Source organism: Leifsonia sp. P73 (assembly GCF_051059105.1).
GTDB lineage: Bacteria > Actinomycetota > Actinomycetes > Actinomycetales > Microbacteriaceae > Leifsonia.
Window position 1 is genome coordinate 100632 of the sequence record NZ_CP194931.1, and the last position, 25392, is coordinate 126023.

Annotated in this window: 22 protein-coding genes and 1 pseudogene; 19 read left to right on the forward strand and 4 right to left on the reverse strand. The window is 71.6% G+C overall.

Features of this window, described 5'->3' with window-relative positions; translation table 11 throughout:
• Nucleotides 1–9: 9 nt before the first annotated feature.
• The gene (locus tag ACQ86L_RS00525) at nucleotides 10–525 is read right to left on the reverse strand and encodes a DUF3515 family protein (protein WP_434317243.1); all 516 of its coding nucleotides are present in this window, start codon (nucleotides 523–525) and stop codon (nucleotides 10–12) included.
• Nucleotides 526–551: 26 nt separating this feature from the next.
• Between ACQ86L_RS00525 and thiL the strand changes: the two are divergent.
• Nucleotides 552–1546 (forward strand): annotated as a pseudogene (thiL, locus tag ACQ86L_RS00530) (thiamine-phosphate kinase).
• 54 nt (nucleotides 1547–1600) lie between these two features.
• Here the strand turns inward: thiL and rsmD are convergent.
• Complete coding sequence (rsmD, locus tag ACQ86L_RS00535; protein ID WP_434317244.1) at nucleotides 1601–2179, reverse strand: 16S rRNA (guanine(966)-N(2))-methyltransferase RsmD; 579 nt, start codon at nucleotides 2177–2179, stop codon at nucleotides 1601–1603.
• Nucleotides 2180–2227: 48 nt separating this feature from the next.
• Between rsmD and ACQ86L_RS00540 the strand changes: the two genes are divergently transcribed.
• From ACQ86L_RS00540 to mutM, 10 genes are all read left to right on the forward strand, one after another.
• Nucleotides 2228–3016, forward strand: a complete 789-nt coding sequence (locus ACQ86L_RS00540) for a tetratricopeptide repeat protein (RefSeq protein ID WP_434317245.1) — start codon at nucleotides 2228–2230, stop codon at nucleotides 3014–3016.
• The gene (locus ACQ86L_RS00545) at nucleotides 3013–5226 is read left to right on the forward strand and encodes an ATP-dependent DNA helicase RecG (RefSeq protein WP_434317246.1); all 2214 of its coding nucleotides are present in this window, start codon (nucleotides 3013–3015) and stop codon (nucleotides 5224–5226) included. The genes ACQ86L_RS00540 and ACQ86L_RS00545 overlap by 4 nt, the downstream gene beginning before the upstream one ends.
• A 90-nt stretch (nucleotides 5227–5316) precedes the next feature.
• Entirely contained in the window at nucleotides 5317–5799 is a 483-nt protein-coding gene (gene coaD, locus ACQ86L_RS00550; RefSeq protein WP_185277676.1) for a pantetheine-phosphate adenylyltransferase, read from the forward strand.
• Between the two features lie 13 nt (nucleotides 5800–5812).
• On the forward strand, nucleotides 5813–6955 hold the full coding sequence (locus ACQ86L_RS00555) for an AAA family ATPase (RefSeq protein ID WP_434317247.1): 1143 nt from the start codon (nucleotides 5813–5815) through the stop codon (nucleotides 6953–6955).
• 3 nt (nucleotides 6956–6958) lie between these two features.
• Nucleotides 6959–8314 (forward strand): DUF58 domain-containing protein, encoded by a 1356-nt coding sequence (locus ACQ86L_RS00560; protein ID WP_434317248.1) that lies wholly within the window; start codon nucleotides 6959–6961, stop codon nucleotides 8312–8314.
• Nucleotides 8307–10571 (forward strand): transglutaminaseTgpA domain-containing protein, encoded by a 2265-nt coding sequence (locus ACQ86L_RS00565; RefSeq protein ID WP_434317249.1) that lies wholly within the window; start codon nucleotides 8307–8309, stop codon nucleotides 10569–10571. The genes ACQ86L_RS00560 and ACQ86L_RS00565 overlap by 8 nt, the downstream gene beginning before the upstream one ends.
• Before the next feature lie 59 nt (nucleotides 10572–10630).
• Complete coding sequence (locus ACQ86L_RS00570) at nucleotides 10631–11155, forward strand: YceD family protein (RefSeq protein WP_434318953.1); 525 nt, start codon at nucleotides 10631–10633, stop codon at nucleotides 11153–11155.
• Nucleotides 11156–11157: 2 nt separating this feature from the next.
• Nucleotides 11158–11361: a 50S ribosomal protein L32 gene (rpmF, locus tag ACQ86L_RS00575; protein WP_055919953.1), complete on the forward strand. Its 204-nt coding sequence runs from the start codon at nucleotides 11158–11160 to the stop codon at nucleotides 11359–11361.
• Nucleotides 11362–11416: 55 nt separating this feature from the next.
• The gene (gene rnc, locus ACQ86L_RS00580; protein WP_434317250.1) at nucleotides 11417–12130 is read left to right on the forward strand and encodes a ribonuclease III; all 714 of its coding nucleotides are present in this window, start codon (nucleotides 11417–11419) and stop codon (nucleotides 12128–12130) included.
• Nucleotides 12108–13019 carry a bifunctional DNA-formamidopyrimidine glycosylase/DNA-(apurinic or apyrimidinic site) lyase gene (mutM, locus tag ACQ86L_RS00585; RefSeq protein ID WP_434317251.1) on the forward strand — a complete coding sequence of 304 codons (912 nt, stop codon included), beginning with the start codon at nucleotides 12108–12110 and terminating at the stop codon, nucleotides 13017–13019. The genes rnc and mutM overlap by 23 nt, the downstream gene beginning before the upstream one ends.
• A gap of 76 nt (nucleotides 13020–13095) precedes the next feature.
• Here mutM and ACQ86L_RS00590 read toward each other — a convergent pair whose 3' ends face one another.
• Nucleotides 13096–14244 (reverse strand): GNAT family N-acetyltransferase, encoded by a 1149-nt coding sequence (locus tag ACQ86L_RS00590; RefSeq protein WP_434317252.1) that lies wholly within the window; start codon nucleotides 14242–14244, stop codon nucleotides 13096–13098.
• A 259-nt stretch (nucleotides 14245–14503) separates the two neighbouring features.
• Here ACQ86L_RS00590 and ACQ86L_RS00595 point away from each other — a divergent pair, with 259 nt between their 5' ends.
• From ACQ86L_RS00595 to smc, 6 genes are all read left to right on the forward strand, one after another.
• Nucleotides 14504–15613: a branched-chain amino acid ABC transporter substrate-binding protein gene (locus ACQ86L_RS00595; protein ID WP_434317253.1), complete on the forward strand. Its 1110-nt coding sequence runs from the start codon at nucleotides 14504–14506 to the stop codon at nucleotides 15611–15613.
• A gap of 116 nt (nucleotides 15614–15729) precedes the next feature.
• On the forward strand, nucleotides 15730–16740 hold the full coding sequence (locus tag ACQ86L_RS00600; RefSeq protein ID WP_434317254.1) for a branched-chain amino acid ABC transporter permease: 1011 nt from the start codon (nucleotides 15730–15732) through the stop codon (nucleotides 16738–16740).
• On the forward strand, nucleotides 16737–17897 hold the full coding sequence (locus ACQ86L_RS00605; RefSeq protein WP_434317255.1) for a branched-chain amino acid ABC transporter permease: 1161 nt from the start codon (nucleotides 16737–16739) through the stop codon (nucleotides 17895–17897). The genes ACQ86L_RS00600 and ACQ86L_RS00605 overlap by 4 nt, the downstream gene beginning before the upstream one ends.
• On the forward strand, nucleotides 17894–18808 hold the full coding sequence (locus ACQ86L_RS00610; RefSeq protein ID WP_434317256.1) for an ABC transporter ATP-binding protein: 915 nt from the start codon (nucleotides 17894–17896) through the stop codon (nucleotides 18806–18808). Before ACQ86L_RS00605 ends, ACQ86L_RS00610 begins: the two co-directional genes overlap by 4 nt.
• Nucleotides 18795–19508, forward strand: a complete 714-nt coding sequence (locus ACQ86L_RS00615) for an ABC transporter ATP-binding protein (RefSeq protein WP_434317257.1) — start codon at nucleotides 18795–18797, stop codon at nucleotides 19506–19508. Before ACQ86L_RS00610 ends, ACQ86L_RS00615 begins: the two co-directional genes overlap by 14 nt.
• Nucleotides 19509–19625: 117 nt before the next feature.
• Nucleotides 19626–23180: a chromosome segregation protein SMC gene (smc, locus tag ACQ86L_RS00620; RefSeq protein WP_434317258.1), complete on the forward strand. Its 3555-nt coding sequence runs from the start codon at nucleotides 19626–19628 to the stop codon at nucleotides 23178–23180.
• On the opposite strand, the gene ACQ86L_RS00625 is transcribed toward smc, so the two are convergent.
• Nucleotides 23177–23962, reverse strand: coding sequence for a CHAD domain-containing protein (locus ACQ86L_RS00625; protein ID WP_434317259.1), 786 nt, complete (start codon nucleotides 23960–23962; stop codon nucleotides 23177–23179). The genes smc and ACQ86L_RS00625 overlap by 4 nt on opposite strands.
• A 29-nt stretch (nucleotides 23963–23991) precedes the next feature.
• Between ACQ86L_RS00625 and ftsY the strand changes: the two genes are divergently transcribed.
• Together ftsY and ACQ86L_RS00635 are read left to right on the forward strand one after the other, a co-directional pair.
• Nucleotides 23992–24867 (forward strand): signal recognition particle-docking protein FtsY, encoded by an 876-nt coding sequence (gene ftsY / locus ACQ86L_RS00630; RefSeq protein WP_434317260.1) that lies wholly within the window; start codon nucleotides 23992–23994, stop codon nucleotides 24865–24867.
• A gap of 8 nt (nucleotides 24868–24875) precedes the next feature.
• Entirely contained in the window at nucleotides 24876–25376 is a 501-nt protein-coding gene (locus tag ACQ86L_RS00635; RefSeq protein WP_434317261.1) for a DUF2004 domain-containing protein, read from the forward strand.
• Nucleotides 25377–25392: the final 16 nt, after the last annotated feature.

Below are 25392 nucleotides of genomic sequence, written 5' to 3' on the forward strand. Positions count from 1 at the left end.
GTCGGCAGCTCAGCGCGTCGGCGTCGGTGACGGGGTGGGGGTCGGCGGCGTCAGCGTTGTGTCGAGGGTGGAGAGGCACTTCTGGGTCTGCTTGATGCTGGAGATGGCGGAGGCGAACTCGGGGAGCACGGCGGCGTCGGAGGCCCCGGAGACGTGGTCGATGACGACCTCCGTCGCCGGCGTGCGGCCGAAGGTCTGGTAGACCACCTGCTTGGCGGCCGGGTCCGACATCAGCACCCAGTCGACGCCGCTCACGTCGACGCACGGCTTGGTCGTCGGCCCGATCGGCGGAACGCCGCAGCGCAGCAGCACCGCGGCCGGGTCGCCCCACGCTCCGGTCGCCTGCGCGTCGGTCTGCCGGCGGTCCTTGTCGGCCACCGAGTCGGGCAGGCGCACCGAGATCTCGGCGCAGCCGGGGTTGTTCGCGTCGGCGGCGGGGTCGAGGGAGACTGTGGGCGCGCACCCGGTCAGGGCGAGCGCGGCGGCGGCGAGCACGAGGGCGAGGGCGGTGCGGCGAGCGGACATCAGGATTCAGGCTACCGTTGTGAGTCATGGTGGATTCTGGGAGCGCGGCCGACTCCGTCGCGGGCGCGTCGGAACGCGAGGCGCTGAAGCGCATCTTCCCGCGGCTGCCGGAGTCGTCGGCGACGCTCGTCGGGCCCGGCGACGACGCCGCAGTGCTCGCGGCGCCGGACGGCCGGTTCGTCGTGACCACGGACATGATGGTGCACGGCCCCGACTTCCGGCTGGCCTGGTCCTCGCCGGAGGACCTCGGCTGGAAAGCCGCGGCGACGAACCTGTCCGACGTGGCCGCGATGGGCGCGGTTCCGACGGCGCTCGTGGTCGCGATCGCCGCGCCGCAGACGTTCCCGGTGACGCACCTGGAGCAGATCGCGGACGGCTTCCGCGCGGCCTGTGCCGAGCTCGCGCCGGGATGCGGGGTGGTCGGCGGCGACCTGTCCGCGTCCGACACGCTGACGCTCGCGGTCACCGCGTTCGGCGACCTGCAGGGCCGCGCGCCCGTGCTGCGGAGCGGCGCGCGTGCCGGCGACGTGGTGGCGGTCTCCGGGCGCCTCGGCGCTGCTGCCGCAGGACTGCGGCTGCTCTTCGCGGAGGCGGTCGACGTGGACGGCGTGCCCGACCGCGACCGGTTCGGCGCGGTCGCCGCCGCGCATCCCGACCTGGTCGGCGCCCAGTTGCGGCCCCGGCCTCCCGTCGCCGACGGCCCGCTGGCCGCGGACGCCGGAGCCACCGCGATGCTCGACCTGAGCGACGGCCTCGCCCTCGACGCCCGACGCGTGGCCGAGGCGAGCGGGGTCGCGATCGACCTCGAACGCTCCGCGCTCGGCGACGACCCGCTCACCGCGCTGACCGGGGAGAGGACCACGGCCTCCTCGCCTGCTTCCCGCCCGGCGCCGAGCTGCCGGGTGGCTTCCGTCGCGTCGGCACGGTCCGCGAGGGCGCCGGCCTGCTGGTCGACGGCCACCCGTTCGACGAACGCGGCGGCTGGGACCCGTACCTGGAGTGGGACGGCGCCGCCGGCTGACGATCTGACTGACAGGACATGCCGTCTGCCCGCGGGCCGAGGCGGCGTGTCCTGTCAGGTAGATGGCCGGGCGAGGTAGTGGACGGCGGTTTCGCCGTAGGTGCGGGTGCGGTCGAGGGCGAGGCCTTCGGGGAGGCTCGGCTCGCCGTCGCGGGTGCTGCGCTCGACGCAGACCAAGGCGTGCTCGGTCAGCAGCGGGACGAGCGCGGTGAGGACGGCCAGCAGGTCAGCGTCCGGGAGGTGGTACGGCGGGTCCACGAACACCAGGTCGAAGCGCGATGACGACCCGGCCGCCGCCAGGTACGACTGCACCGCCGTCGCCCGCACGTCCACCTCGGGCCGCGCGTCCCGCGGCGCCGCGCGCACGACGGCCTCGGCGTTCCGCCGGCAGATCGCGGCGGCCGCCGCCGACTTCTCCACCAGCACCACCCGCGCGGCTCCGCGGCTGGCGGCCTCCAGCCCGAGCGCGCCGGAGCCGGCGAACAGGTCGAGCACCTGCGCCCCGCGGACGGCGTCGCGCGCGTCCAGCCCGGAGAACACCGCCTCGCGCACGCGGTCGCTGGTGGGGCGCGTACCGCTCTTGGGCACCTGGAGCGTCAGCGAGCCGGCGAAGCCGGAGACGATTCGGGTCATAGCCCTCCGAGCCTAGCGGTGCCGCCGCGGCGACAGCACAATAGGAGCATGGACGAACGCCTCCAGCAGGCGGAACTCGACGCCCTGTGGCGGTATGACGACCCGATCGCCTCCGCCGAACGCTTCGCGATCGCTGCCGCCGAACCCGACCGCCCCGAACTGGTGCGCGCCGAGCTGGAGACGCAACGCGCCAGGGCGCTCGGGCTGCAGGGCCGGTTCGCCGAGGCGGACGGGCTGCTCGACTCCCTCGGGCCCGCTGTGGGCACGCTCGCCGTGCGCATCCTGCTGGAGCGCGGCCGGCTCCGCAACACCGAGGGGCTGCGGCCGGAGGCCGTTCCGCTGTTCGAGAGCGCGCTGCTGGCCGCGCGGCGCGAGGACGACGCGTTCCTCGCGGTCGACGCCGCCCACATGCTCGCCATCGCCGACCCCTCCCGGTCGGAGCAGTGGACCGAGGAGGGCCTTGCGGAGCTCGCGAACAGCACGGACCCGAGGACGCTGCGCTGGGGCGTCGCCCTGCACAACAACCGGGGCTGGGCGCTGTTCGAGGCCGGCCGTCCGCACGAAGCGCTCGGCTCGTTCGAGGCCGCTCTGGAGGCGGCGGAGCGCTATGGGACGCTCGATCAGCAGTTCGCCGCACGGTGGTCGCTCGCCCGCTGCCTGCGCGAGGTCGGCCGGTGGCAGGAGGCGCTCGACATCCAGGCCAGGCTCGCGGCCGAGCGACCGGGGGACGGCGACGTGGCCGACGAGCTCACCGCACTCGCCGAGGTCGAGACGCATGTCCGCGACGTGAGTGTCCCCGACCCGGCGACGGAGGCGGCCCCTACGATCGAACCATGACCTCCAGCACAGCCCCGGCCTCCGGCGGCTCCGTCGCGCTCGAGACCCGGCTGACCGGCGTGCTGGGCGGACGCACGGCCTCCGCGTTCGAGAAGGCGTTCGGGATGCGCACCGTCGCCGACCTGCTGGCGCATTACCCGCGCCGGTACGCCTCGCGCGGTGAGCTGACCGCGCTGGCGAACCTGCCGCTGGACGAGCACGTCACGATCGTGGCCGAGGTGCTGCGGGTGCAGGAGCGCCCGATGCGCGCGCGGCGCGGGTCCATCCTGGAGGTCAAGATCTCCGACGGCGAAGGCATCCTGACCCTCACCTTCTTCAACCAGGCCTGGCGGTCGAAGGAGCTCGCGCCCGGCGTGCGGGGCATCTTCGCCGGCAAGGTTTCCGCCTACCGCGGCGCCCTCCAGCTCGCTCACCCCGACTACGAGCTGTTCGCGGAGGACGCCGAGAACGCCGTCGCCCCGGGCAGCGCCGCCGCGAAGGAGTGGGCGCAGACCCCGATCCCGATCTACCCGGCGACCGGCACTGTGGCGAGCTGGCAGGTGCAGAAGGCGGTCGGCCTCGCGCTCGACGCGCTCGGGCCGTGCCCCGACCCGGTGCCGAAGGCCATCGCGACCGAGCGTGGGCTGCTGCCGTTCCGCGAGGCGCTGGAGGGCATCCACCGGCCGCAGAAGAACGCCGAGTGGCAGCGTGCCCGCGACGCGCTGCGCTTCCAGGAGGCGTTCGTGCTGCAGGCCGCGCTGCTGCAGCAGCGCGCGGAGAACCGGTCGGTCGCTGCGACCCCGCGGCAGGCGACGCCCGGCGGCCTTCTGGAGCGCTTCGACGCCGTGCTGCCGTTCACCCTGACCGGCGACCAGGCGGTCGTCGGCCGCGAGATCGCCCAGGACCTCGGCTCGGCCGAGCCGATGCACCGGCTCGTGCAGGGCGAGGTCGGCTCCGGCAAGACCCTGGTCGCGCTGCGGGCGATGCTGGCCGTGGCGGACAGCGGCGGCCAGTCCGCGCTGCTCGCGCCGACGGAGGTCCTGGCCGCCCAGCACCTGCGCTCCATCGCCGAGATGCTCGGCCCCGACCTGTCGGCGGAGCTGATGCCGACCCTCCTCACAGGCCAGCTCTCCACCGCGGAGCGCAAGCGGGCGCTGCTGCGCACGGTGAGCGGGCAGTCCCGCATCGTGGTCGGCACGCACGCCCTCCTCGGCGACGCCGTCACGTTCTTCGACCTCGGCCTGGTCGTCGTGGACGAGCAGCACCGCTTCGGCGTCGAGCAGCGGGAGGCGCTGCGCGCGAAGGGCGGGACGCCTCCGCACGTGCTCGTGCTCACGGCGACGCCCATCCCGCGCACGGTCGCGATGACGGTGTTCGGCGACCTGGAGGTCTCCACGATCGCCCAGCTCCCCGCCGGCCGCCAGGGGATCGAGAGCTTCGTGGTCCCGCTCGCCGACCGGCCGGGCTGGGAGCGCCGCATCTGGGAGCGCGCGTCGGAGGAGATCGGGCGCGGGCGGCAGGTGTTCGTGGTGTGCCCGGCGATCAGCGCCAAGGAGGCCGAGGACGACGGGGAGGACGCACCGGCGCCCGACGCGGACGACGCCGCAGGGCCGCCGCGCCCGACCGCGAACGTCGAGTCGGTCGCCGCCCAGGTGCGCGCTGATCCGCTGTTCGCCCAGACGCGCGTCGGCGTGCTGCACGGGAGACTGTCCTCCGACGAGAAGGACGCGGTCATGCGCGCCTTCGCCGCCGGGGACCTCGACCTCCTCATCGCCACCACCGTGATCGAGGTCGGCGTCAACGTGCCGAACGCCTCCGCCATGATCGTCCTGGATGCCGACCGGTTCGGCGTCTCGCAGCTCCACCAGCTGCGCGGCCGCGTCGGCCGCGGCGACATCCCGGGCCTCTGCCTGCTCGTCACCTACGCCGAGGAGGGGTCGCTCGCCCGCGAGCGCGTCGACGCCGTCGCCGCGACGCTCGACGGCTTCGAGCTGGCCAACGTCGACCTGGAGCTGCGGCGCGAGGGCGACGTCCTCGGCAGCCGCCAGTCGGGCGGCCGGTCGTCGCTCAAGCTGCTGCGTGTGGTCTCCGACGGCGAGCTCATCTCGGAGGCGCGCGTCGCCGCCGCCGAGACGCTGGACGACGGCGGCCTCGCCGCGCATCCCGCCCTCGCCGCTGCACTCGCCCGGCGGCTCGACGAGTCCGAGCGGGCCTTCCTCGGCAAGTCCTGACCCCGGCCGCCGGGCCACGCGGCGCGCTGCCCTGGGAAGATAACGGATTCACAACGAATAGCCGGGAATCGCGTAATAGTCTGGTGCCCTATGAACAGGATCGCCGTAGTCCCTGGATCGTTCGACCCGGTCACTCTCGGGCATCTCGATGTCATCGAGCGGGCCGCTCGGCTGTGGGACGAGGTCCACGTGCTGGTGGTGCACAACCCGGACAAGTCGGCCCTGCTGCCCATCGCGCAGCGCGTCGCCCTGATCGAGCGCTCGATCGAGGACGCCGGCATCCAGGGGCGCATCGTCGTGGCCTCCTGGTCGGTCGGCCTCCTGGTCGACTACTGCACCGATGTCGGAGCGGACGTGCTGGTCAAGGGCATCCGCTCCCAGGTCGACGTCGCCTACGAGACCCCGATGGCGATCGTGAACCGCCACCTCGCCGACGTCGAGACGGTCTTCCTGCTTCCCGATCCGGCGAACGCGCACGTGTCGAGCTCCCTCGTGCGCCAGGTCGCCAACCTCGGCGGGGACGTGAGCCCCTACGTGCCTCCCGCCGTATCCGAACTGCTGTCAACCACATGACCCGGGTGGAGAGATGAACAGTTACGCGACGCGCCAGCCGACGGAGTCCTCGGTCGCCCCGGAGGAGGTCGGGCTCCCCGCGCCGGGCATGGACCTGGACGAGCTGAGACGCGTCGCGGAGCAGATCACCGCCAACGTGGAGTCCGTCATCGACGGCAAGCACGACGCGGTGCAGACGGCGCTGGTCGTCCTGCTCGCCGAGGGCCACCTCCTGATCGAGGACGTGCCGGGCGTCGGCAAGACCATGCTGGCGAAGTCGCTGGCGAAGTCGGTGGACTGCTCGGTGAGCCGCATCCAGTTCACTCCCGATCTGCTGCCGAGCGACGTCACGGGCGTCTCGGTCTACAACCAGGCCGAGCGGCGCTTCGAGTTCAAGCCGGGTGCGGTGTTCGCGAACATCGTGATCGGCGACGAGATCAACCGGGCCAGCCCGAAGACGCAGTCCGCGCTGCTGGAGTGCATGGAGGAGCGGCAGGTCACGGTCGACGGCTCGACGTATCCGCTGGCCGCGCCGTTCATCGTCGTGGCGACCCAGAACCCGATCGAGATGGAGGGCACCTACGCCCTCCCGGAGGCGCAGCGCGACCGGTTCATGGCCCGGATCGCGATGGGCTACCCGGACGACGACTCCGAGCTCGCCATGCTGACCACGCGCGACACCTCCAGCCCGCTCTCCCGGATCGGGCCGGTGGTCACGTCGGAGGAGCTGCGCTCGATGATGACGACGGCGCGCGCGGTGTTCGCCTCCACGCCCGTCAAGCAATACGCTGTCGACCTCGTGCGCGCGACGCGCGAGGACCGCGACCTCCGGCTGGGCGGGAGCCCGCGCGCGACGCTCCAGCTGGTCCGCGCGGCCAAGGCGATGGCGGCGCTCGACGGCCGCGACTTCGTGCTGCCGGACGACATCGACGCACTGGCGGTCCCGGTGCTCGGCCACCGGCTGCTGCCGACCAGCCGCGCGCTGGGCCACCACCACGAGAGCGCGCCGGTCATCGCGGACATCGTCCGCCGGATCGTCGCGGCGACGCCCGTCCCGGTCGGCTCCGGCGCGATCGGCGGGCAGCAGCGGAACACCACGGGGAGCAGCGCGCGCGCCGGCCAGGCGACCGCCACCGGCCGGTCCGCCTCCGGAGCCGCGCGCACAGGCGGGGAGTAGGCCGTGGCCGGGCGCGGGGGGCCGTCGCCCCTGAAGAAACCGCGCCCCACCGCGCGCGGCTGGACATTCGGCGCCGTCGGCGTCGTGGCGCTGGCCGCCTCCGCGTTCTTCGGCCGCACCGATGTGCTGTTCGTCGGCGTCTTCCTCACCGTGCTGCCGCTGGCGGCGATGATCTCGGTCACCCTCGACCGGCCGCGGCTGACGGTGGCCCGCAGCTTCCATCCCGACGTCGTCGCCGTGGGGGAGCAGGCGACCATCGTCACGACCGCGCGCAACCAGGCCGCCCGGCCGAGCCCGCCCGCCCGCTGGCGCGAGTACGCCCCGGCCGGGATCGAGGTGCAGGGCTCCGCGCCGTTCCCGCGGCTGGGCGCGCACCAGGTGAACGTCGCGCACGGCCGCGACACGGTGGTGCTGCGGCAGGACGTCGTCGCCTTCAAGCGCGGGTCGCACCCGGTCGGGCCGCTCATCGTGAGCCGGACCGACCCGTTCGGCGTGGCCTACGCGGAGTACGCGGTCGGGCAGCCGCGGCAGCTGCTGGTGACGCCGCGCGTGGTGCCGCTGTCGAGCGGCGAGCTGGACGTGGCGCACAGCGAGGGCGCGGAGCACGAACTGCAGCGGCACAGCATCCCGAGCGCCGACGAGCTGATCGCGCGCGAGTACCGGCCGGGCGACCCGCTGCGCCGCGTGCACTGGCGGGCGACGGCCAGGCACGACAAGCTGATGGTCCGCCAGGAGGAGCAGCGCAGCAACCCGGAGGCGTGGATCCTGATGGACACCCGGCCGGCGCCGGCGACAGCGGGCGCCCTCCGGCCTCCCGACGCCCCGAGCGCGTACGAGCCGGATGACGCGCTCTTCGAGACGCTGATGGAGCTGGTCGCGTCGGTGGGCGTCCACCTCCTCGACGAGGGCTTCGTCCTCAGCGTGGTGGAGACCGCCCCACGGCAGCTCTCCGGCCGCAGCGGCGCGGGCCGGACCGGCACCCTCGGGTCGGTGACGCCCACGTACGATCGCGGGACGGCCGACCGGCTGCTGCTGGCGGACCTGGCCGCGGTCGACGCCACGGCGGTCACGCGCGACGACGCGGTCGCCGAGCTGGCCTCCGGGCTGCGGCACGCCGGACGGGCCGTCCCGATCTTCGCGGCGCTGCTCGACGGCACCCCCGAGCTCGGCTCCCTCGCCGCGCTGCGTGGGATGGGCGACCCCGCCGTCGCGTTCGTCGGCGAGGGGGCCGCTCCCGAGGTGGAGGACGTGCTCGGCGACGCCGGCTGGCTCTGCGTTCCGTTCGCCGCGGGCGACGACCCGGCCGAGTGCTGGCAGCGCGCCCTCGACCGGCAGCGGGCGGTGGTGGGCCATGGTTAGCGAGGCCCTCCCGCTCGGGCTGACCCGCGTCCGGCGCCGGAGGCAGGCCTACTGGCGGATCACCGGGGCGCTGGTGCTGCAGATGCTGGCGCTCAGCTTCGCGCTGGGCGGCCTCATCCAGGGCCCGACCTGGTGGTTCGCGCTCATGCTGACCAGCTCGTTCCTGCTGGTGTGCGGAGCGGGACTGCGCGCCCTCGGCGTGCCCCGCGGGATCGTCCCCGTGCTGCAGCTCGTTCTCGCGGCGATGATCATGACGGTGACGTTCGGCAACGGGACCGGGCTGCTCGGCCTCATCCCGACGCCGGCGACGGTCCAGCGCTGGGGCGCGTTCCTGCAGCAGGCGATCCTCTCGATCTACCAGCAGGGCACGCCGGCGGAGAGCCTGCCCGAGTTCATCTTCCTGGTGGTCGCCGGCGCGTGCCTCATTGCGATCGTCCTCGACCTCCTGGCGGTCGCGATCCGCGCTCCGGCCTTCACCGCGATCGGTGTCGTGGCGGTGCTGGTGGTGCCCGGCACGCTGCTGGGCGACGGGCTGGACCCGATCGCGCTGGCGGCGTCGGCGGCGGCGTTCCTCTGGCTGCTGCGCTGCGACGTCCGCACCAGGAGGCCGGGCGCGGGCCGGCCGGGAGCCGCGCTGTCCGTCGGCGCCGCGGCGGTCGTCGTCGCGATGCTGCTGTCCGGGACGGCGCCGGGGTTCGACAAGGGCGGCGCGACCTCCTTCACGGCGGGCGGCATCTCCATCGGCGGCACCGTGACCCCGCTGATCGACCTCGGCAAGGACCTCCGCCGTCCCGCCGCCGTGCGCGCGCTGACCTACACGACCAACGCCTCGTCCGGCCAGTACCTCAAGCTCGCCTCGCTCGACCAGTTCACCGGCTCGGTCTGGAAGCACCGCGAGCGCGACACCAAGCGCCTCTCCGACGGCGTCGCGGTCGGCCCTGTTCCCGGGCTGTCCGACACCGTGAAGCGGGCCAAGATCACCACCTCGGTGCAGATCGACGACATGACCAGCCGCTGGCTGCCGGTCCCGGCGCCCGTGCAGTCGGTGAAGGGCCTGAACGGCACCTGGTCGTGGGACCCGGACGACCTCACCCTCGGCGGCATCAACGTGACGACGCAGGGGCAGAAGTACACCGCGACGAGCCTGGTGCTCCAGCCGACGGCCGACCAGCTCAAGGCCGCGGGCGGCTTCGTGCCGGCCGACATCCAGCGCGACCTCTTCCTGCCCTCCAACATGCCGGCGATCGTCGGGCAGACCGCGCTGGCCGCCACGGCCGGAGCGGTGTCGGAGTACGACAAGGCGGTGGCGCTGCAGGACTACTTCCGCGACAACGGCTTCGTGTACTCCACGCAGACGCCGCTGAAGCAGGGCTTCGACGGCGACGGCGCGCGGGTGATCGCGAAGTTCCTGGAGGTCAAGAGCGGCTACTGCGTCCACTTCGCCTCGGCGATGGCGCTGATGGCCCGAAGCCTCGGCATCCCCGCCCGGGTGGCGGAGGGCTACCTGCCCGGCACCTCCAGCGGCGGCACGGCGAACAGCCCCGGCACCTACACCGTGACCAGCGACGACCTGCACGCGTGGCCGGAGCTGTACTTCGCGGGCGTCGGCTGGGTGCCGTTCGAGCCGACGGTCGGCCGTGGCACCATCCCGAGCTACACCCGGCCGAACGCCACGCCGGATCAGGTCGCGCCGTCGACGGCACCCAGTTCGTCCGCCGGGCAGAAGCGCCTCGTCCCCACCGACCAGCCGAACGTCGCGGGGGCGGGCGGCACCACTCCGCCGTCGCCGCTGCAGCCGCTGCTCTCCGGGCTCGGTGTCGCGCTGCTGGTGCTCGCGGTCGCGCTGACGCCCGCCGTCATGCGCCGGATGCGCCGGCGCGCCAGGCTGAGACGGCTCTCGGAGTCGTGGGGCGGCGCGTCGATCGTGTGGGACGAGCTGCGCGACACCGCGCGCGACCTGGGCTGGTCGGCGCCGGACACCGAGACGCCGCGCGTGTTCGCCCACCGGATCGCCGCCGCCGTCGAGGGGACGCCGGGGGAGGAGGCCGTGCTGCGCCTGCTGGACGTGCGCGAGCGCGACGCCTTCGGGCCGCCGACGCGCGCCGTCGCGGTCGGTCTCGCGGACGACCTCCGCCGGGTGATCGACGCGCTGGAGGCCCAGGCCGGCCGCGGGCTGCGGCTGAAGGCGGCGCTGATTCCTGTGTCGTTGCTGCCAGCCGGCTGGCGCTCGCCTGCGAGCGTCGGAGGCCCCGCGTAAACTGGTCGACCGTGACCTCCTTCAAGAACACCCCGTACACCGTCAACGTGTACGACCTCATGCGGCGCCCGGGCGAGATGCGGGAGCAGCACCTCAGCATCCCGGTCGGCGAGACCCTGGGCGAGGGGCTGCTGTCGGTGCCGGCCGGTGCGACCATCGATCTCGACCTCCGGTTGGAGTCGATGCACGAGGGGATCCTCGTCACCGCGGAGGCCGAGACCACCGCCACCGGCGTCTGCGGACGCTGCCTGATCGACATCGACCAGCCTGTCGAAGTCGATTTCCAGGAACTTTTCGCGTATCCTTCTACGGAAGCTTTCGATTATGAGGTTCACGACGACCACGTGGATCTTGAACCTCTGATCAGGGATGCGGTAGTGCTGTCACTGCCGTTTCAGCCGGTGTGCCGGCCGGACTGCCCGGGTCTCGATCCAGAGACCGGGGAGAGGCTGGCGGATGTACCGGACCGCAAGCCGAACGAGACCGTCGATCCTCGCTGGTCCGCGCTCGCGGCGTTCCAGGCTTCCGACACCGAGTCCACCAGCAACAACGCCCCGGCCGCCGGGGCTGGAGAAGAGAGATAGTCATGGCCGTTCCGAAGCGGAAGCAGTCTCGCGCCAACACCCACGCCCGTCGTTCGCAGTGGAAGGCCGAGGTCCCCACGCTCGTCAAGTCGATCGAGAACGGCAAGGTCGTCTACAGCCTCCCGCACCGCGCGAAGGTCGTCGAGGACTCCGCGGGCACCGCGCTGTTCATGGAGTACAAGGGCCGCAAGGTCGCCGACGTCTGATTCGCCGGTCAGGCTGAACAGCACGCGAGGCAACGAAGTAGGGGGCAAACGGCACGTGGTCGGGGAGAACACTGACCACGCCGCCCTCATCGAGAAGCTCGGGGTCGACATCGACCCCGAGCTTCTCGTGCTCGCGCTGACCCACCGCTCGTTCGCCTACGAGAACGGCGGCATCCCCAACAACGAGCGCCTGGAGTTCCTCGGCGACTCGATCCTCGGGCAGGCCGTCACCGTCAAGCTGTTCCGGGAGCACCCGGACCTCGACGAGGGCGAGCTGGCGAAGCGCCGGGCCAGCCTGGTCAGCTCGGTGGCCCTCGCGGAGGTCGCGCGCAGCATCGGCCTCGGCCAGTACCTGCGGCTCGGCCGCGGCGAGAACCAGAGCGGCGGCCGAGACAAGGCGTCCATCCTCGCCGACACCGTCGAGGCGCTGATCGGCGCCGCGTACCTCGACGCCGGCGGCGAGGAGGCGACCGCGCTCGTGCTGCGCCTGGTCGACCCGCTGCTGGCGGACCCCGACCGGTTCGGGGCGGCGATGGACCCCAAGACCAGCCTCCAGGAGGCGGCGGCGCACCGCGGCGCCGGCCTCCCGGTCTACACCGTGACCAACACCGGGCCCGACCACTCCAAGACCTTCCACGCCACCGTCTCGGTCGGCGACCTCGTCACCGCGACGGGGGAGGGGACGAGCAAGAAGCAGGCCGAGATGGCCGCCGCGCTCAGCGCCTGGACCGAGCTGACCCGCCGCCGTGCCCGAGCTCCCCGAGGTTGAGGTCGTCCGCGCCGGCCTGGCGCCGGCGGTCACGGGTGCGACCATCCTCGGGGTCGAGGTCTTCGAGCCGCGCTCGCTGAAACGCCACGACCCGGTCGCCGGCGCCTTCGAGACGCTGCTGACCGGCCGCGTGATGGAGGAGCCGGCCCGCCGCGGCAAGTTCCTCTGGATCCCGCTGCAGGGCTCCCCGCGCCGCGCCATCGTCGCGCACCTCGGGATGAGCGGACAGATCCTCGTGCGCGAGCCCGGCTGGGACGAGGCCGGCCTGCTCCGCATCCGCCTGCACATCGAGACCGCCGCGACGCTGCCGGGTGATCATCGCGAGCTGTGGGTGAACTTCGTGGACCAGCGCATCTTCGGCTCGATGGCGGTGGACACGCTGGTCCCGACCGCGGACGGCGCGCCGGCCGGCCGGGGGACGTCCGAGCCGCTCATCCCGACCCAGGTCTCCCACATCGCCCGTGACCCGCTCGACCCGGCCTTCGACGACGCGCTGTTCTTCGCCGCCCTCGCCCGCAAGAACAGCGGGATCAAGCGCGTCCTCCTCGACCAGACGACGATCAGCGGCATCGGTAACATCTACGCCGACGAGGCGCTCTGGGCCGCCCGCATCCACTACGAGCAGCCGGCGTCGTCGCTGAGCCGTGCGAAGGCCCGGACGCTGCTGGCCGAGGTGCGCCACGTGCTGGAGAAGGCGCTGGCAGAGGGCGGGACGAGCTTCGACGCCCAGTACGTGAACGTGAACGGGAACTCGGGGTACTTCGCGCATAGCCTCAACGCGTACGGGCAGGAGGGGAAGCCGTGCCCGCGCTGCGGCACCCCGATCGTGCGCGAGCGGTTCATGAACCGCTCCTCGCACTTCTGCCCGCACTGCCAGCGACTTCGGTGACCCACCCCGGTCCACATTCGTGCCGAATGGCGCGAATAGCGCGGCGAGAGCCGCCATTCGTGCCGAATGTGCGCGCTTAGCCCAGCGTCTTCTGCCAGTGGCCGGTGAGGGCGTGGAGTTGGAACCCGAACGCCCGATTGATCGCCAGCATCGGCGCGTTCTCGTCGGCGTTCCAGGTCAGCAGGCGGTGGATGTGCGGCGCGTGCTGCGCCAGCTCGTGGATGTTCTGGAGCTTCACCAGCGTGCCGAGGCGGTGGCCGCGGTGGGGGATCGCGACGAGCGTGTCGTACTGCTCCGCCTTGTCGCCGTCAGCCGGGACCGCGATCTCGGTGTATGCGGCCAGTTCGCCCGTGTCGATGTGCTCCGCCGCCGTGACCAGCAGCGGCTCGCCGCGGTCGGCCAGCTCGCGCTCCTGGGCGCGCACTCGCGCGCCCGTCCACTCCTCGCGGTCGACCGCGATGCCGCTCTGCGGGATGTCCGTCGACATGCGCGCCTTCAGCGCCGCGAACGGCTCCAGCAGGTGGTCCGGCGCGTGCCCCAGCCAGGAGACCGCGCGGTAGCCGGTGGCGGAGGCCGCCGTGCTGGCCAGGCCGGCCTCCGTGGCCCGCGGCAGCGGCAGCCGGAGTTCGCTGGAGCGCTCCACCTGGCCCAGCCGGTAGCCGTACCGCAGGGCGAAGCGCACGTCGCGCGACTCCGCGGGGAGCCCGGCGGTGCCCGAGCCGGCGCGGATGACCGACACGCTGTCGCCGAGGGTGGCCGCCGGGTGCTCGGTGTACGCGCTGACGATCCGCCGGCCGCCCTCCGCCGCCAGCTCCTCGCCGGCCGCCAGCAGCGCTGAGCCGATGCCGCGGCCGCGTGCCGCCGGCGCCACGTCGACCAGGAGGCTCATCGTCTCGGCCTCCTCGTCGAGCGGGAAGTCGGCCTGGACACGCCCGACGACCACGCCGTCCTCGATCGCGACGAGCAGGATCTTCTCCTGGTACTCCTGCGCGCGGAACGCGGCGAGGGCCTCCTCGGCCGTCTCCACGAAGTCGTCGGCCTTCCAGAGGGCGACGCTGATCCCGTTCAGGACGCCGACGAGCTCCTCGAACAGCAGCGACTCCGGCGTCCCGAGAGCCGGGGAGGAGAGAGCCGCTCGATACGCACCGCTGCCTCCCGCCGTCGTCGATTCGGATGTGCGGCAACCGTCCAGACTAACCCGGGTTCGGATCGCTGTGAAGAGCACCGAACGGTTTGGTTTCGATCGTGTAAATCTGGGCGCGAATGGCGGGTGCAAATGCTTGCATTACAGGTAGTCTCAGCACACATATTCGTGGTGCGACGAGGCGAACACGCCGCGTTCGACACGGATTCACGTCGAGAGGCAGAAGATGCTAGGAAAGAAAGTCACGATCGGTGCGGCTGTTGCAGCGTCAGTCGCACTGTTCCTCGTTGGGTGCGCCAACCAGCCGTCAACCGGTGGCTCCACCAACACCAACTCGAAGGTGAACATCCCGGCGATCACCTCGGTTTCCACCCCGAAGGACGCGGTTCTCCCCGCGGGTGACGGCAAGGCCACCTGCCCGTCAGGGCTCACCATCGCGTACGTCGGAGCCGAGACCGGCCCGAACGCTCAGCTCGGTATCAACATCTTCAACGGCATCCAGCTGGCCATCAACCAGCACAACACGGCCAACAAGGGATGCCAGGTCGGCTTCAAGAAGTTCGACACCGAGGGCGACCCGAACAAGGCGACCGGCCCGGTCACCCAGGCGGTCAACGAGGCCGACATCGTCGGCGTCGTCGGCCTCCCGTTCTCGGGTGAGTCGAAGGCCACCGGCAACATCTTCGAGCAGCAGGGCCTGGTGCACATCACCCCGTCCGCGACCAACCCGGCGCTGACCCAGAACGGCTGGAAGACCTTCTTCCGCGGCCTCGGCAACGACGCCGTCCAGGGCCCGGCGGCGGCGAAGTTCCTGACCGACAAGCTGCAGGCGAAGAAGGTCTACCTGGTCCAGGACGACTCCGACTACGGAATCGGCCTCGGCACCACGACCTCCAAGGCGCTCGGCAGCGCGCTGATCGGCACCGACAAGGTGACGACCGGCCAGAAGGACTTCTCCGCGGTGATCTCCAAGATCCTCAACGCGAAGCCCGACGCCGTGTACTACTCGGGCTACTACGCCGAGGGTGCGCCGTTCGACCAGCAGCTGGTCAACAAGGGCTACACGGGCACGTTCGTCGGCCCGGACGGTGTGAAGGACGACCAGTTCATCAAGCTGGCCGGCGACGCGTCCAGCAACGCGTACTTCACCTGCCCCTGCATCCCCGGTGAGCTGATCCCGTCGTTCGAGTCGGCCTACAAGTCGCTCGCGAACGCCGAGCCCGGCACCTACTCGATCGAGGGCTACGACGCCACCACCGTCCTGCTCTCCGGCATCGACAAGGGCAACACCACCCGCGCGAAGCTCGTCGACTTCGTGAAGAACTACGACGCCGACGGCCTGAGCAAGCACTACAAGTGGGACTCCACCGGTGAGCTCCAGGCGCCGACCGTCTACGGGTACAAGGTCGAGGGCGGCAAGATCGTCCCGATCGGAACCATCGGCGGATAACGCGACACACGAAGGTGCCGCGGGCCACCGTGGCCCGCGGCACCTTTGTTTCGACTTACGCTCGTAAGAACTGAGCCGGACCAACGACGATCCGGCACTGACACCGGGAAGCTCGAATGCTCGAAACCCTCCTCCTCGTCCATCCGGTCCTCGACAACTCGTGGATCAACTTCGATGTCAACGCGCTCGTACAGAACTTCTGGAGCGCCACCTTCGACGGCCTGACCTTCGGAGCCATCTACGGCCTGATCGCCGTCGGGTACACGCTCGTCTACGGCGTGCTGAACCTGATCAACTTCGCCCACTCCGAGGTGTTCATCGTCGGCGCGTACGGCGTCGTGATCACCCTCACCTCGCTCGGCTTCGGCCCGAGCGCGCCCAACCTGAGCCCCGTCGCGATCATCGGCGACCTGCTGCTCGCCCTCCTCGTCGGCATGGCGGCGTCCGCGTTCACCGCCTGGGTGCTCGAACGCGTCGCCTACCGGCCGCTGCGAAAACGGAACGCGCCACGCCTCGTGTTCCTCATCACGGCGATCGGCGCCTCGTTCACGATCCAGTACCTGATCTTCCTGATCCGGGGCGCGAACGCGGAGCCGGCGGTGACGATGTTCATCCCGACGCCGATCTTCGACGTGTTCGGGACGATCGTGAACAGCCAGCAGATCATCATCGTGGTGGCGTCCGTGATCCTGATGATCGCCACCGACTGGTTCATCCGGCGCACCCGCACCGGCCGCGGCATCCGCGCCGTCGCGCAGGACGCGGACACGGCCACGCTGATGGGCGTCAACAAGGAGCGGATCATCCAGATCACGTTCATCACCGGCGGTGTCCTCGCCGGCGCCGCCGCCCTGTTCTACGTGATGCTGGTGCCCTCGGGCGTGATCTACAACGGCGGCTTCGTGCTCGGCGTCAAGGCGTTCGCCGCCGCCGTCCTCGGCGGCATCGGCAACGTGCGCGGCGCGCTCCTCGGCGGCCTCCTTCTCGGCGTGATCGGCAACTACGGCCAGATCCTGCTGGGCGACTCGCAGTGGACCGACGTCGTCGCGTTCGTCGTGCTGGTGCTGGTTCTGCTGGTCAAGCCCACCGGCATCCTGGGCACCTCGCTCGGAAGGAGCCGCGCATGAGCACGACCGAAGGTCCCAAGGTCCTGCCCGACGGACGTTCGGAGCAGGCCGGCGACGCCCTCGAGGCGGCACGCGCCAACAAGAAGAAGGGTCCGCTGCAGCCGCTGCGCGACTACTGGAACGGCCTCCCGCGGGCCGTGCAGTGGGCGTGGCTGCTCATCGTGGTCGCGCTGGCGTACGCGCTGCCGTACCTGAACTTCTTCCCGCTCACCACCGAGCCGGGCAACGACTGGCCGCTCGCGTGCTTCGCGATGGCCACCTACGGCCTGATCGCGGTCGGCCTGAACGTGGTGGTCGGCTACGCCGGCCTCCTCGACCTCGGCTACGTCGCGTTCTTCGCCGTCGGGTCGTACACCGCCGCCATGCTCACCAGCCCGGACTCGCCGTTCATCAAGATCCCGTACCTGTGGACGGTGCCGGTCGCGATGGCCGTCACGATGACCTTCGGCGTCATCCTCGGTGTGCCGACGCTCCGCCTCCGCGGCGACTACCTGGCGATCGTCACCCTCGGCTTCGGTGAGATCGTGCGCATCCTCGCCACGATCATCCCGGCGATGAAGGGCCAGGTCGGCTTCCAGAACGTCGGCCACCCGCCGGGGGAGACCGCCAAGGGCATCCCGATCTTCTCCAACTCCAACGGCGTGCCCTGGTACTGGCTGACGGTGACGATCATCATCGTGATCCTGCTGCTGGTCGGCAACCTGGAGCGCAGCCGCGTGGGCCGCGCGTGGATCGCCATCCGCGAGGACGAGGACGCCGCCGAGATCATGGGCGTCCCCACCTTCAAGTACAAGGTGTGGGCGTTCGCGATCGGCGCCGGCGTCGGCGGTCTCTCCGGAGCGCTGTTCGCCGGGCAGGTGGGCTTTGTGAACAACCAGAAGTTCGACGTCCAGACCTCGATCCTGTTCCTCGCGGCCGTCGTGCTCGGCGGCGCGGGCAACAAGGTCGGCGCGATGATCGGCGGCGCGATCGTGGCGTACATCCCGCTGCGCTTCACCGCGATCGCGGACTACAAGTACCTGATCTTCGGCATCGCGCTCGTGCTGATCATGATCTTCCGCTCGCAGGGCCTGTTCCCGGCGCGGCAGAAGCTCCTGGCGTACGGGCGGCTCGCGTACCGGAGAGTGGCGCAGAGCGCGAAGGGAGGCGCGCGATGAGCGACGAGAACACCACAGCGGTCCCGGAGGAGGAGCCGGCCCTCGGCGCCAACGAGGAGGAGCTGGAGGCGGCGGGCATCGACCTCGACGTCGCGGAGGCCGCGGCCCCCGATCGCGAGATCGCGGTAGAGGTCGGCGAGAACATCGTGGAGGTCCGCAACCTCACGGTGAAGTTCGGCGGCCTCCTGGCCCTCGACGACGTCTCGTTCGACATCCGCCGCGGCGAGATCCTCGGCCTGATCGGGCCGAACGGCGCGGGCAAGACCACCTGCTTCAACGCGATGACCGGCGTCTACAAGCCGACCAGCGGCGACGTGCTGCTGGAGGGCCAGTCGATCAAGGGCCAGAAGCAGCACCAGATCACCCGGCTGGGCCTGGCGCGCACGTTCCAGAACATCCGCCTCTTCGGCGAGATGACGGCGCTGGAGAACGTGGTCGTCGGCCTCGATGCCCGGCACCGCACGTCGGTGCCCGGCGCGCTGCTGCGGCTGCCGCGGCACACGCGGGAGGAGAAGTCCGCGATCGAGCGCGGCATGGCCCTGCTCGAGTTCGTGGGCATCGCCGACCACGCCGCCGACCTCTCCCGGTCGCTGCCCTACGGGTCGCAGCGCCGCCTGGAGATCGCGCGCGCTCTCGCGACGGACCCCAAGGTGCTCTGCCTGGACGAGCCGGCTGCCGGCTTCAACCCGGCGGAGAAGGAGGACCTGATGGACCTCATCCGGACCATCCGGGCCGACGGGTACACCGTCCTCCTCATCGAACACGACATGAAGCTGGTCATGGGCGTGACGGATCGCATCGTGGTGCTGGAGTTCGGCCGCAAGCTCGCCGACGACGTGCCGCGGGAGATCCGGAACGACCCGCGCGTGATCGCCGCCTACCTCGGGGAGCCCGAAGATGACGTTGCTTGAACTGAAGAACATCAGCGTCTCGTACGGGCGCATCGAAGCGATCCACGACATGTCGTTCTCCGTCGACGAGGGCGAGATCGTCAGCCTGATCGGCGCGAACGGCGCGGGCAAGTCGACCACGATGAAGACGATCTCGGGCATCCTGAACCCGTCGGCCGGCTCCATCCTGTTCGACGGCCAGGACATCACCAAGATGAAGGCGCACATCCGCGTGGTCCGCGGCATCTCGCAGGCTCCGGAGGGCCGGGGGATCTTCCCGGGCATGACGGTGATGGAGAACCTCGACATGGGCGCGTTCGGCCGTAAGGACCGGTCCAACATGGGTCCGGACTTCGACCGGGTGTTCTCGCTGTTCCCGCGCCTCGCCGAGCGCAAGACGCAGGCCGGCGGCACGATGTCCGGCGGCGAGCAGCAGATGCTCGCCATCGGGCGCGCGCTGATGTCGAACCCGCGGCTGCTGCTGCTGGACGAGCCCTCGATGGGGCTGGCCCCGCAGTTCATCCGGCAGATCTTCTCGATCATCACGGAGATCAACAAGCAGGGCACCACCGTCCTGCTCGTGGAGCAGAACGCCAATCAGGCGCTGGCCCGCGCGAACCGCGCGTTCGTGCTGGAGACCGGCAGCATCACGCGCTCCGGCACCGGCCGGGAGCTGCTCGCCGATCCCGCCATCAAGGAGGCCTACCTCGGCGTCGGCTGACCCATGCCGCTATCCACCATCGAGGGGCACGTCGTTGTCGCTTTTCAGCCCGGAAAGTGACAACGACGTGCCCCTCGGCTGCAGGGGACGGCGCGCGACCTCGGGTAGATTCACAGCGTGTATTTGAAGAGTCTGACGCTCAAGGGCTTCAAGTCGTTCGCCACGCCGACGACTTTCGCCTTCGAGCCGGGCGTCACCTGCGTCGTCGGGCCGAACGGCTCCGGCAAGTCCAACGTAGTCGACGCCCTCGCCTGGGTGATGGGCGAGCAGGGCGCCAAGACGCTGCGCGGCGGCAAGATGGAGGACGTCATCTTCGCCGGGACCTCCACCCGCGGCCCGCTCGGCCGCGCCGAGGTCCAGCTCACGATCGACAACACCGACGGCGCCCTCCCGATCGAGTACACCGAGGTCACGATCTCGCGCACGCTGTTCCGCAACGGCGGCAGCGAGTACGCCATCAACGGCCAGTCCTGCCGCCTCCTCGACGTGCAGGAGCTGCTCAGCGACTCCGGGCTCGGCCGCGAGATGCACGTCATCGTCGGCCAGGGCCAGCTCGACGCCGTGCTGCGCGCCACCCCGGAGGAGCGCCGCGGGTTCATCGAGGAGGCCGCCGGCATCCTGAAGCACCGCCGCCGCAAGGAGAAGACCCTCCGCAAGCTGGAGGCGATGCAGACCAACCTGACCCGGCTGAGCGACCTCGCCGGCGAGGTGCGCCGTCAGCTCAAGCCGCTCGGCCACCAGGCCGAGATCGCGCGCGAGGCGCAGTCCATCGCGGCGATCGTCCGCGACGCCCGCGCGCGCCTGCTGGCCGACGACGTGGTCGGGCTGCGCCGCTCGCTGGACGACCACACCCGCACGGAGGCCGAGCGCCACAGCGAGCAGATCGTCCTCCAGGAGCAGCTGGAGCAGAAGCAGCTCCGTCGCACCCGCCTGGAGCAGGCGCAGATCGGCGACGCCGTCGACGTCGCGCGCAGCACAGCGTTCGCCCTGGAGCAGACGCAGGACCGCCTGCGCAGTCTCTACTCGCTCGCGACCCAGCGGGTCGCGCTGCTCGGCAGCCAGGCCGAGGCCACCGACGACGGTCCGCGGGTCAGCCCGCAGATGGTGCAGGACGCCGCCGACGAGGTCGAGCGGCTGCGTGCCGCCGTCGTGGAGGCCGAGGCGGCCTGGGAGGCGGCGCAGTCCGCGTCGCGCGCCGCGCGCGGCCGGCTGGACTCGGTGGACGACGAGATCGCGGCGCAGAGTGCGCTCGTCTCCAAGCACGACCTGGAGATCAGCAAGCTGAACGGCCAGGCCGAGGCCGCCGCCCAGCGCCTCGCGGCCGTGCGCGGCGAGGTCCTCCGCCAGCAGAACGCGCTGGACGCCGCCACCGAGCGCCGCGAGAAGGCGCAGGCCGAGTTCGCCTCCCGGGAGGCCGAGGCCGAGACGGCGGACGCCGGTGAGGGCAACCTCGACGAGGCGTACGAGCTCGCCCAGTCGGAGGTGTTCGAGGCGGAGGGGCTCATCGAGAAGCTGCGCGAGGACCTCCACGCGCTCGAACGCGAGCGCGACGCCCTCGCCGCCCGCACCTCCGCGCTCTCGCTGGCGCTCGACCAGAAGGACGGCTCGGCCGCCCTGGTCGCGGCCCGGCTGCCGGGCGTGCCCGGTCTCGTCGCCGAGCACGTCCGGGTCCATCCCGGCTACGAGGCCGCTGTCGCCGCGGCCCTCGGCACGCTGGCCGACGCGGTGCTCGCTGAGACGAGGGATGCCGCCTTCGAGGCGGTCGCGCACGCCGCGGACGACGACCTGGGCCGGGTGGAGGTGGTGGTCGCCGACGCTGCCGCGCCCGAGGTCGACCTGACCGGCGTCGCCGGAGTGGTCCCCGCCCGCTCGGTGGTCGAGGCGCCGGGTGGAGTGCTCGGCCTGCTGGCCTTCACCGCCATCGCCGACGACGTCGCGGCCGCGCGTGCCGCCGCGGACGCGTTCCGTGCCAGGAAGCTCGGCGGGCCCGTCACGCTCATCACGCGCGCCGGCGACGTGCTCACCGATTTCGTGCTGCGCGGTGGCTCCGGTGCCAAGCAGAGCAGGATCGAGCTGTTCGCCGACCGCGACGCCGCGGAGGAGCGGCTGGGCGAGGTGACCTCGCTCATCGACCGTGCCCGCTTCGCTCTCGCCGAGCAACGCGGCGTCCTGCAGGTGGCCAAGGAGCAGTCCCAGAACGCGCTCAGCGCGCTCCGCGAGTTCGACGCGAAGCTGGCCGCGCACACCGAGCAGCTGAACCGGATGCGCGTGCAGCTCGAAGCCTCCCAAGCCGAGTTCGACCGCCTGAGCCGCGCGCTGGAGCAGGCCGCCGAGCGCGTCGCCGAGGCCGAGTCCGCCGCCGAGTCGGCGAAGTCGGAGTTGGAGGCCGCCCGGTCGCGGCCGCGCCCGATCCTCGACGTCTCCGCCCGTGACGCCCTCTCCGTCGAGCTGGACGCCGCCCGCGAGGCCGAGGTGGAGGCGCGCCTCGGCGTCGAGACCGCCAAGGAGCGCGTCCGCGCGGAGCAGGCGCGCGGCGAAGCGCTGGCCAGGCAGCTGGAGGCCGAGCGCGCCGCCGCCGAGGAGGCCGCCCGCCGCGCCGTCATCCGTCGCCGGCAGCTGGAGGCCGCGCAGGGCGTCGTGGACGTCCTGCCCGCAGTCCTCGCCTCCGCCGACCGCTCGGTGTCGCAGGCGCGCCTGGAGCTCGCCGCCGCCGAGGCGCAGCGCGCGAGCCAGAACGAGGAGCTCGCGACCGTCCGCCGCGAGGAGGCGGCCCTGCGCGAGCGGCTGCACGGCATCACCGAGTCGGTGCACGGCCTGGAGCTGCAGATCTACGAGAAGAAGCTGCACCTGTCGAGCCTGCTGGAGCGGGCGGGCAGCGAGCTCGGCCTCGTGGAGGACGTGCTGGTGGCCGAGTACGGGCCGGATGTGCCGGTGCCGCCGGACACCCGCGACGGTGACGAGCCGCGCGACAACGAGGCCGGCGAGGAGCGCCCCGGCACCCCCTACGTCCGCGAGCAGCAGCAGAAGCGCCTCGCCTCCGCCGAGCGCAAGCTCGGCCAGCTCGGCCGGGTGAACCCGCTCGCGCTGGAGGAGTTCGCGGCCCTGGAGCAGCGGCACAAGTTCCTCACCGAGCAGCTCACCGACCTCACCGACACCCGCAAAGACCTCGTGACGATCATCGAGGAGATCGACGAGAAGATGCAGACCATCTTCGAGTCGGCCTTCGCGGACACCGAGGCCGCCTTCGAGCGCGTGTTCCCGATCCTGTTCCCCGGCGGCTCCGGCCACATCGCGCTGACGAACCCGGACGACCTCCTCACCACCGGCATCGAGGTGTCGGTCAAGCCGGCAGGCAAGAAGATCGAACGGCTCTCGCTGCTGTCCGGCGGCGAGCGGTCGCTGGCCGCGGTGGCGCTGCTCATCGCGATCTTCAAGGCCCGCCCCAGCCCGTTCTACATCATGGACGAGGTGGAGGCCGCGCTCGACGACGCCAACCTGGGTCGCCTGTTGACGATCTTCGAGGACCTCCGCGAGAACAGCCAGCTCATCGTGATCACACACCAGAAGCGCACGATGGAGATCGCGGACGCGCTCTACGGCGTCTCGATGCGCCAGGACGGCGTCTCGGCGGTCGTCGGCCAGCGCGTCGCCCAGGAGAAGGCGTCCGCCTAGCCGTCGGCTCCCTCGTACGCGATCGCCGCGAGCTTGCGGTCGAGGCCGTCGAGGGCCTCCGCGGCGCGACGCTCGCAGCGCATGGCGAGCCCGATGTGCCCGGCCTCGCGCAGCTCGTGGGCCAGGAGGAGGTCGTCGCGGTTGTCGCCGAGCGCGTCCTGGACCGCCTTGGCCGCCGAGGACAGCCGCACCGCCGCGCGGCCGAGGTCGTCCGCGACCGCGTCGGCGGCGTACCGCACCTTGCGCGCCGCCTTGCGGGTGGCGTGGCGCTCCTCGAGGCTGTCGCCGCGCAGCCGGTGGACCTTCGCCACGGCCTTCGCCAGGCTGCGCGTGGTGACGCGGCCCGGGTGCTGCCGCCCCTTGCGAGAGAGCGGAGGCTCGGCCGCGAACATCTGCAGGTCGGCGAGCAGGGCGCGCACGGTCCCGCCGTGCAGGTAGCGCAGCAGCGACGCCAGGGCCGCCTCGTGCTCGGCGCGCGTCTCCGTCGCCGCGGCCGTGACCGCGTCGACCACCTCCGGCGGGTCGTCGACCTCCAGAAGGTCTTCGAGCGTCGCCGCCTTCACTTCCAGGTCGCGCACCGTGCCCAGCCGGTCGCCGAGCGTCGTCAGCCGGGTGCGCATGCCGAGGGCGGCATCCTTCTCGAACGCCGACCGGTAGACCCGCAGGATGCTGCGCAGCCGGCGCACCCGGATGCGGGCCTGATGGACCGCGTCCTCCCCGTCGGTCTCGATCGCGACGAGCTGCTCGGCGAGCTCGGCCGACACCGCCACCAGGGAGAACATGCCGTCACCGTACCAACTAGTCTGAGTGCATGGCAGACCGCACCCCCTGGTCCTTGTCTGGCGCCCTCCGAGGCATGTTCGCCAGGAAGACCATCGACGACTCCACCTGGGACGATCTGGAGACGGCGCTCATCACCGCCGACTTCGGTCCGGACGTCACCGAGGCGGTCGTGGACGATCTGCGCGCCAAGGTCGAGCGCTACCACACCACCGACCCGGCCGACCTCCAGCGCATGCTGCGCGAGACGATGGAGGAGCGCCTCTCCCAGCTCGACACCACCCTCAAGCTCAGCGAGCGGCCCGCGATCGTGCTCGTGGTCGGCGTGAACGGCGTCGGCAAGACCACGACGATCGGCAAGTTCGCCAAGTTCCTGCGCACCTATGACCGCTCGGTCGTCGTCGGCGCGGCCGACACCTTCCGCGCCGCCGCGGTCGAGCAGCTCGCCACCTGGGCGGAGCGCGCCGGAGCCGAGATCGTCCGCCCGCAGCAGCAGGGCCAGGACCCGGCGTCCGTGGCGTTCCAGACCGTCGAGAAGGCCAAGCGCGACGGCACCGAGATCGTCATCATCGACACCGCGGGCCGGTTGCAGACCAAGGGCGGCCTGATGGACGAGCTGTCCAAGATCAAGCGCGTGGTCGAGAAGCAGGCGCCCATCGCGGAGGTGCTCCTCGTGCTCGACGCGACCACCGGCCAGAACGGCCTGGCGCAGGCGGAGGCGTTCCTGGAGCACGCCGGCGTGACCGGCCTCGTGCTCACCAAGCTCGACGGCTCGGCGAAGGGCGGCTTCGTCCTTGCGGTGCAGGAGCGCACCGGCCTCCCGATCAAGCTCATCGGCCAGGGCGAGGGCATCAACGACCTGACCGGCTTCACCCCGCACGTCTTCGCGCAGCAGCTCGTCGGATAGGGGGCGGAATGGCCATCGAGCACGACTACTTCGGCGTCATCGACGAGACGGCCTCCGGCGGCCTCGCCTGGAACGACACGGTGGACCTCGCCGACCAGGCGGTGGAGGTCGAGCTGCGCGCCGACGACGAGCAGGCGGTGGGGGAGTTCGCCCTCGACTCCGCGGCGGCGCTCATTCAGGCGCTGGAGGGCTTCGACGCCCGGGCCAGGGACGCGCTCATCGCGGAGCTGAGCTCGCAGCAGTCGGCGACGACGAGCTACATCGACGAGCACGTGGACAAGCTGGGGGAGTCGCTGCTCGACCTCCTGGTCTACAACTCGGGGGACATCGCGATGGACGTGCTGCGCTCGCTCCAGCTCCTGACCGTGACGGTGCAGGCCGACCAGGCCGGCGAGGACGAGGTCTTCGCGACGTTCGACTACTCGATCAGCCCGGACGAGACGGACGCGATCCTCACGGTGTCGTTCGACGTGCGCGGCGACGTCGTCGCGGTCGACACGCAGGGCTGACGCGCAGCGCCGAGGC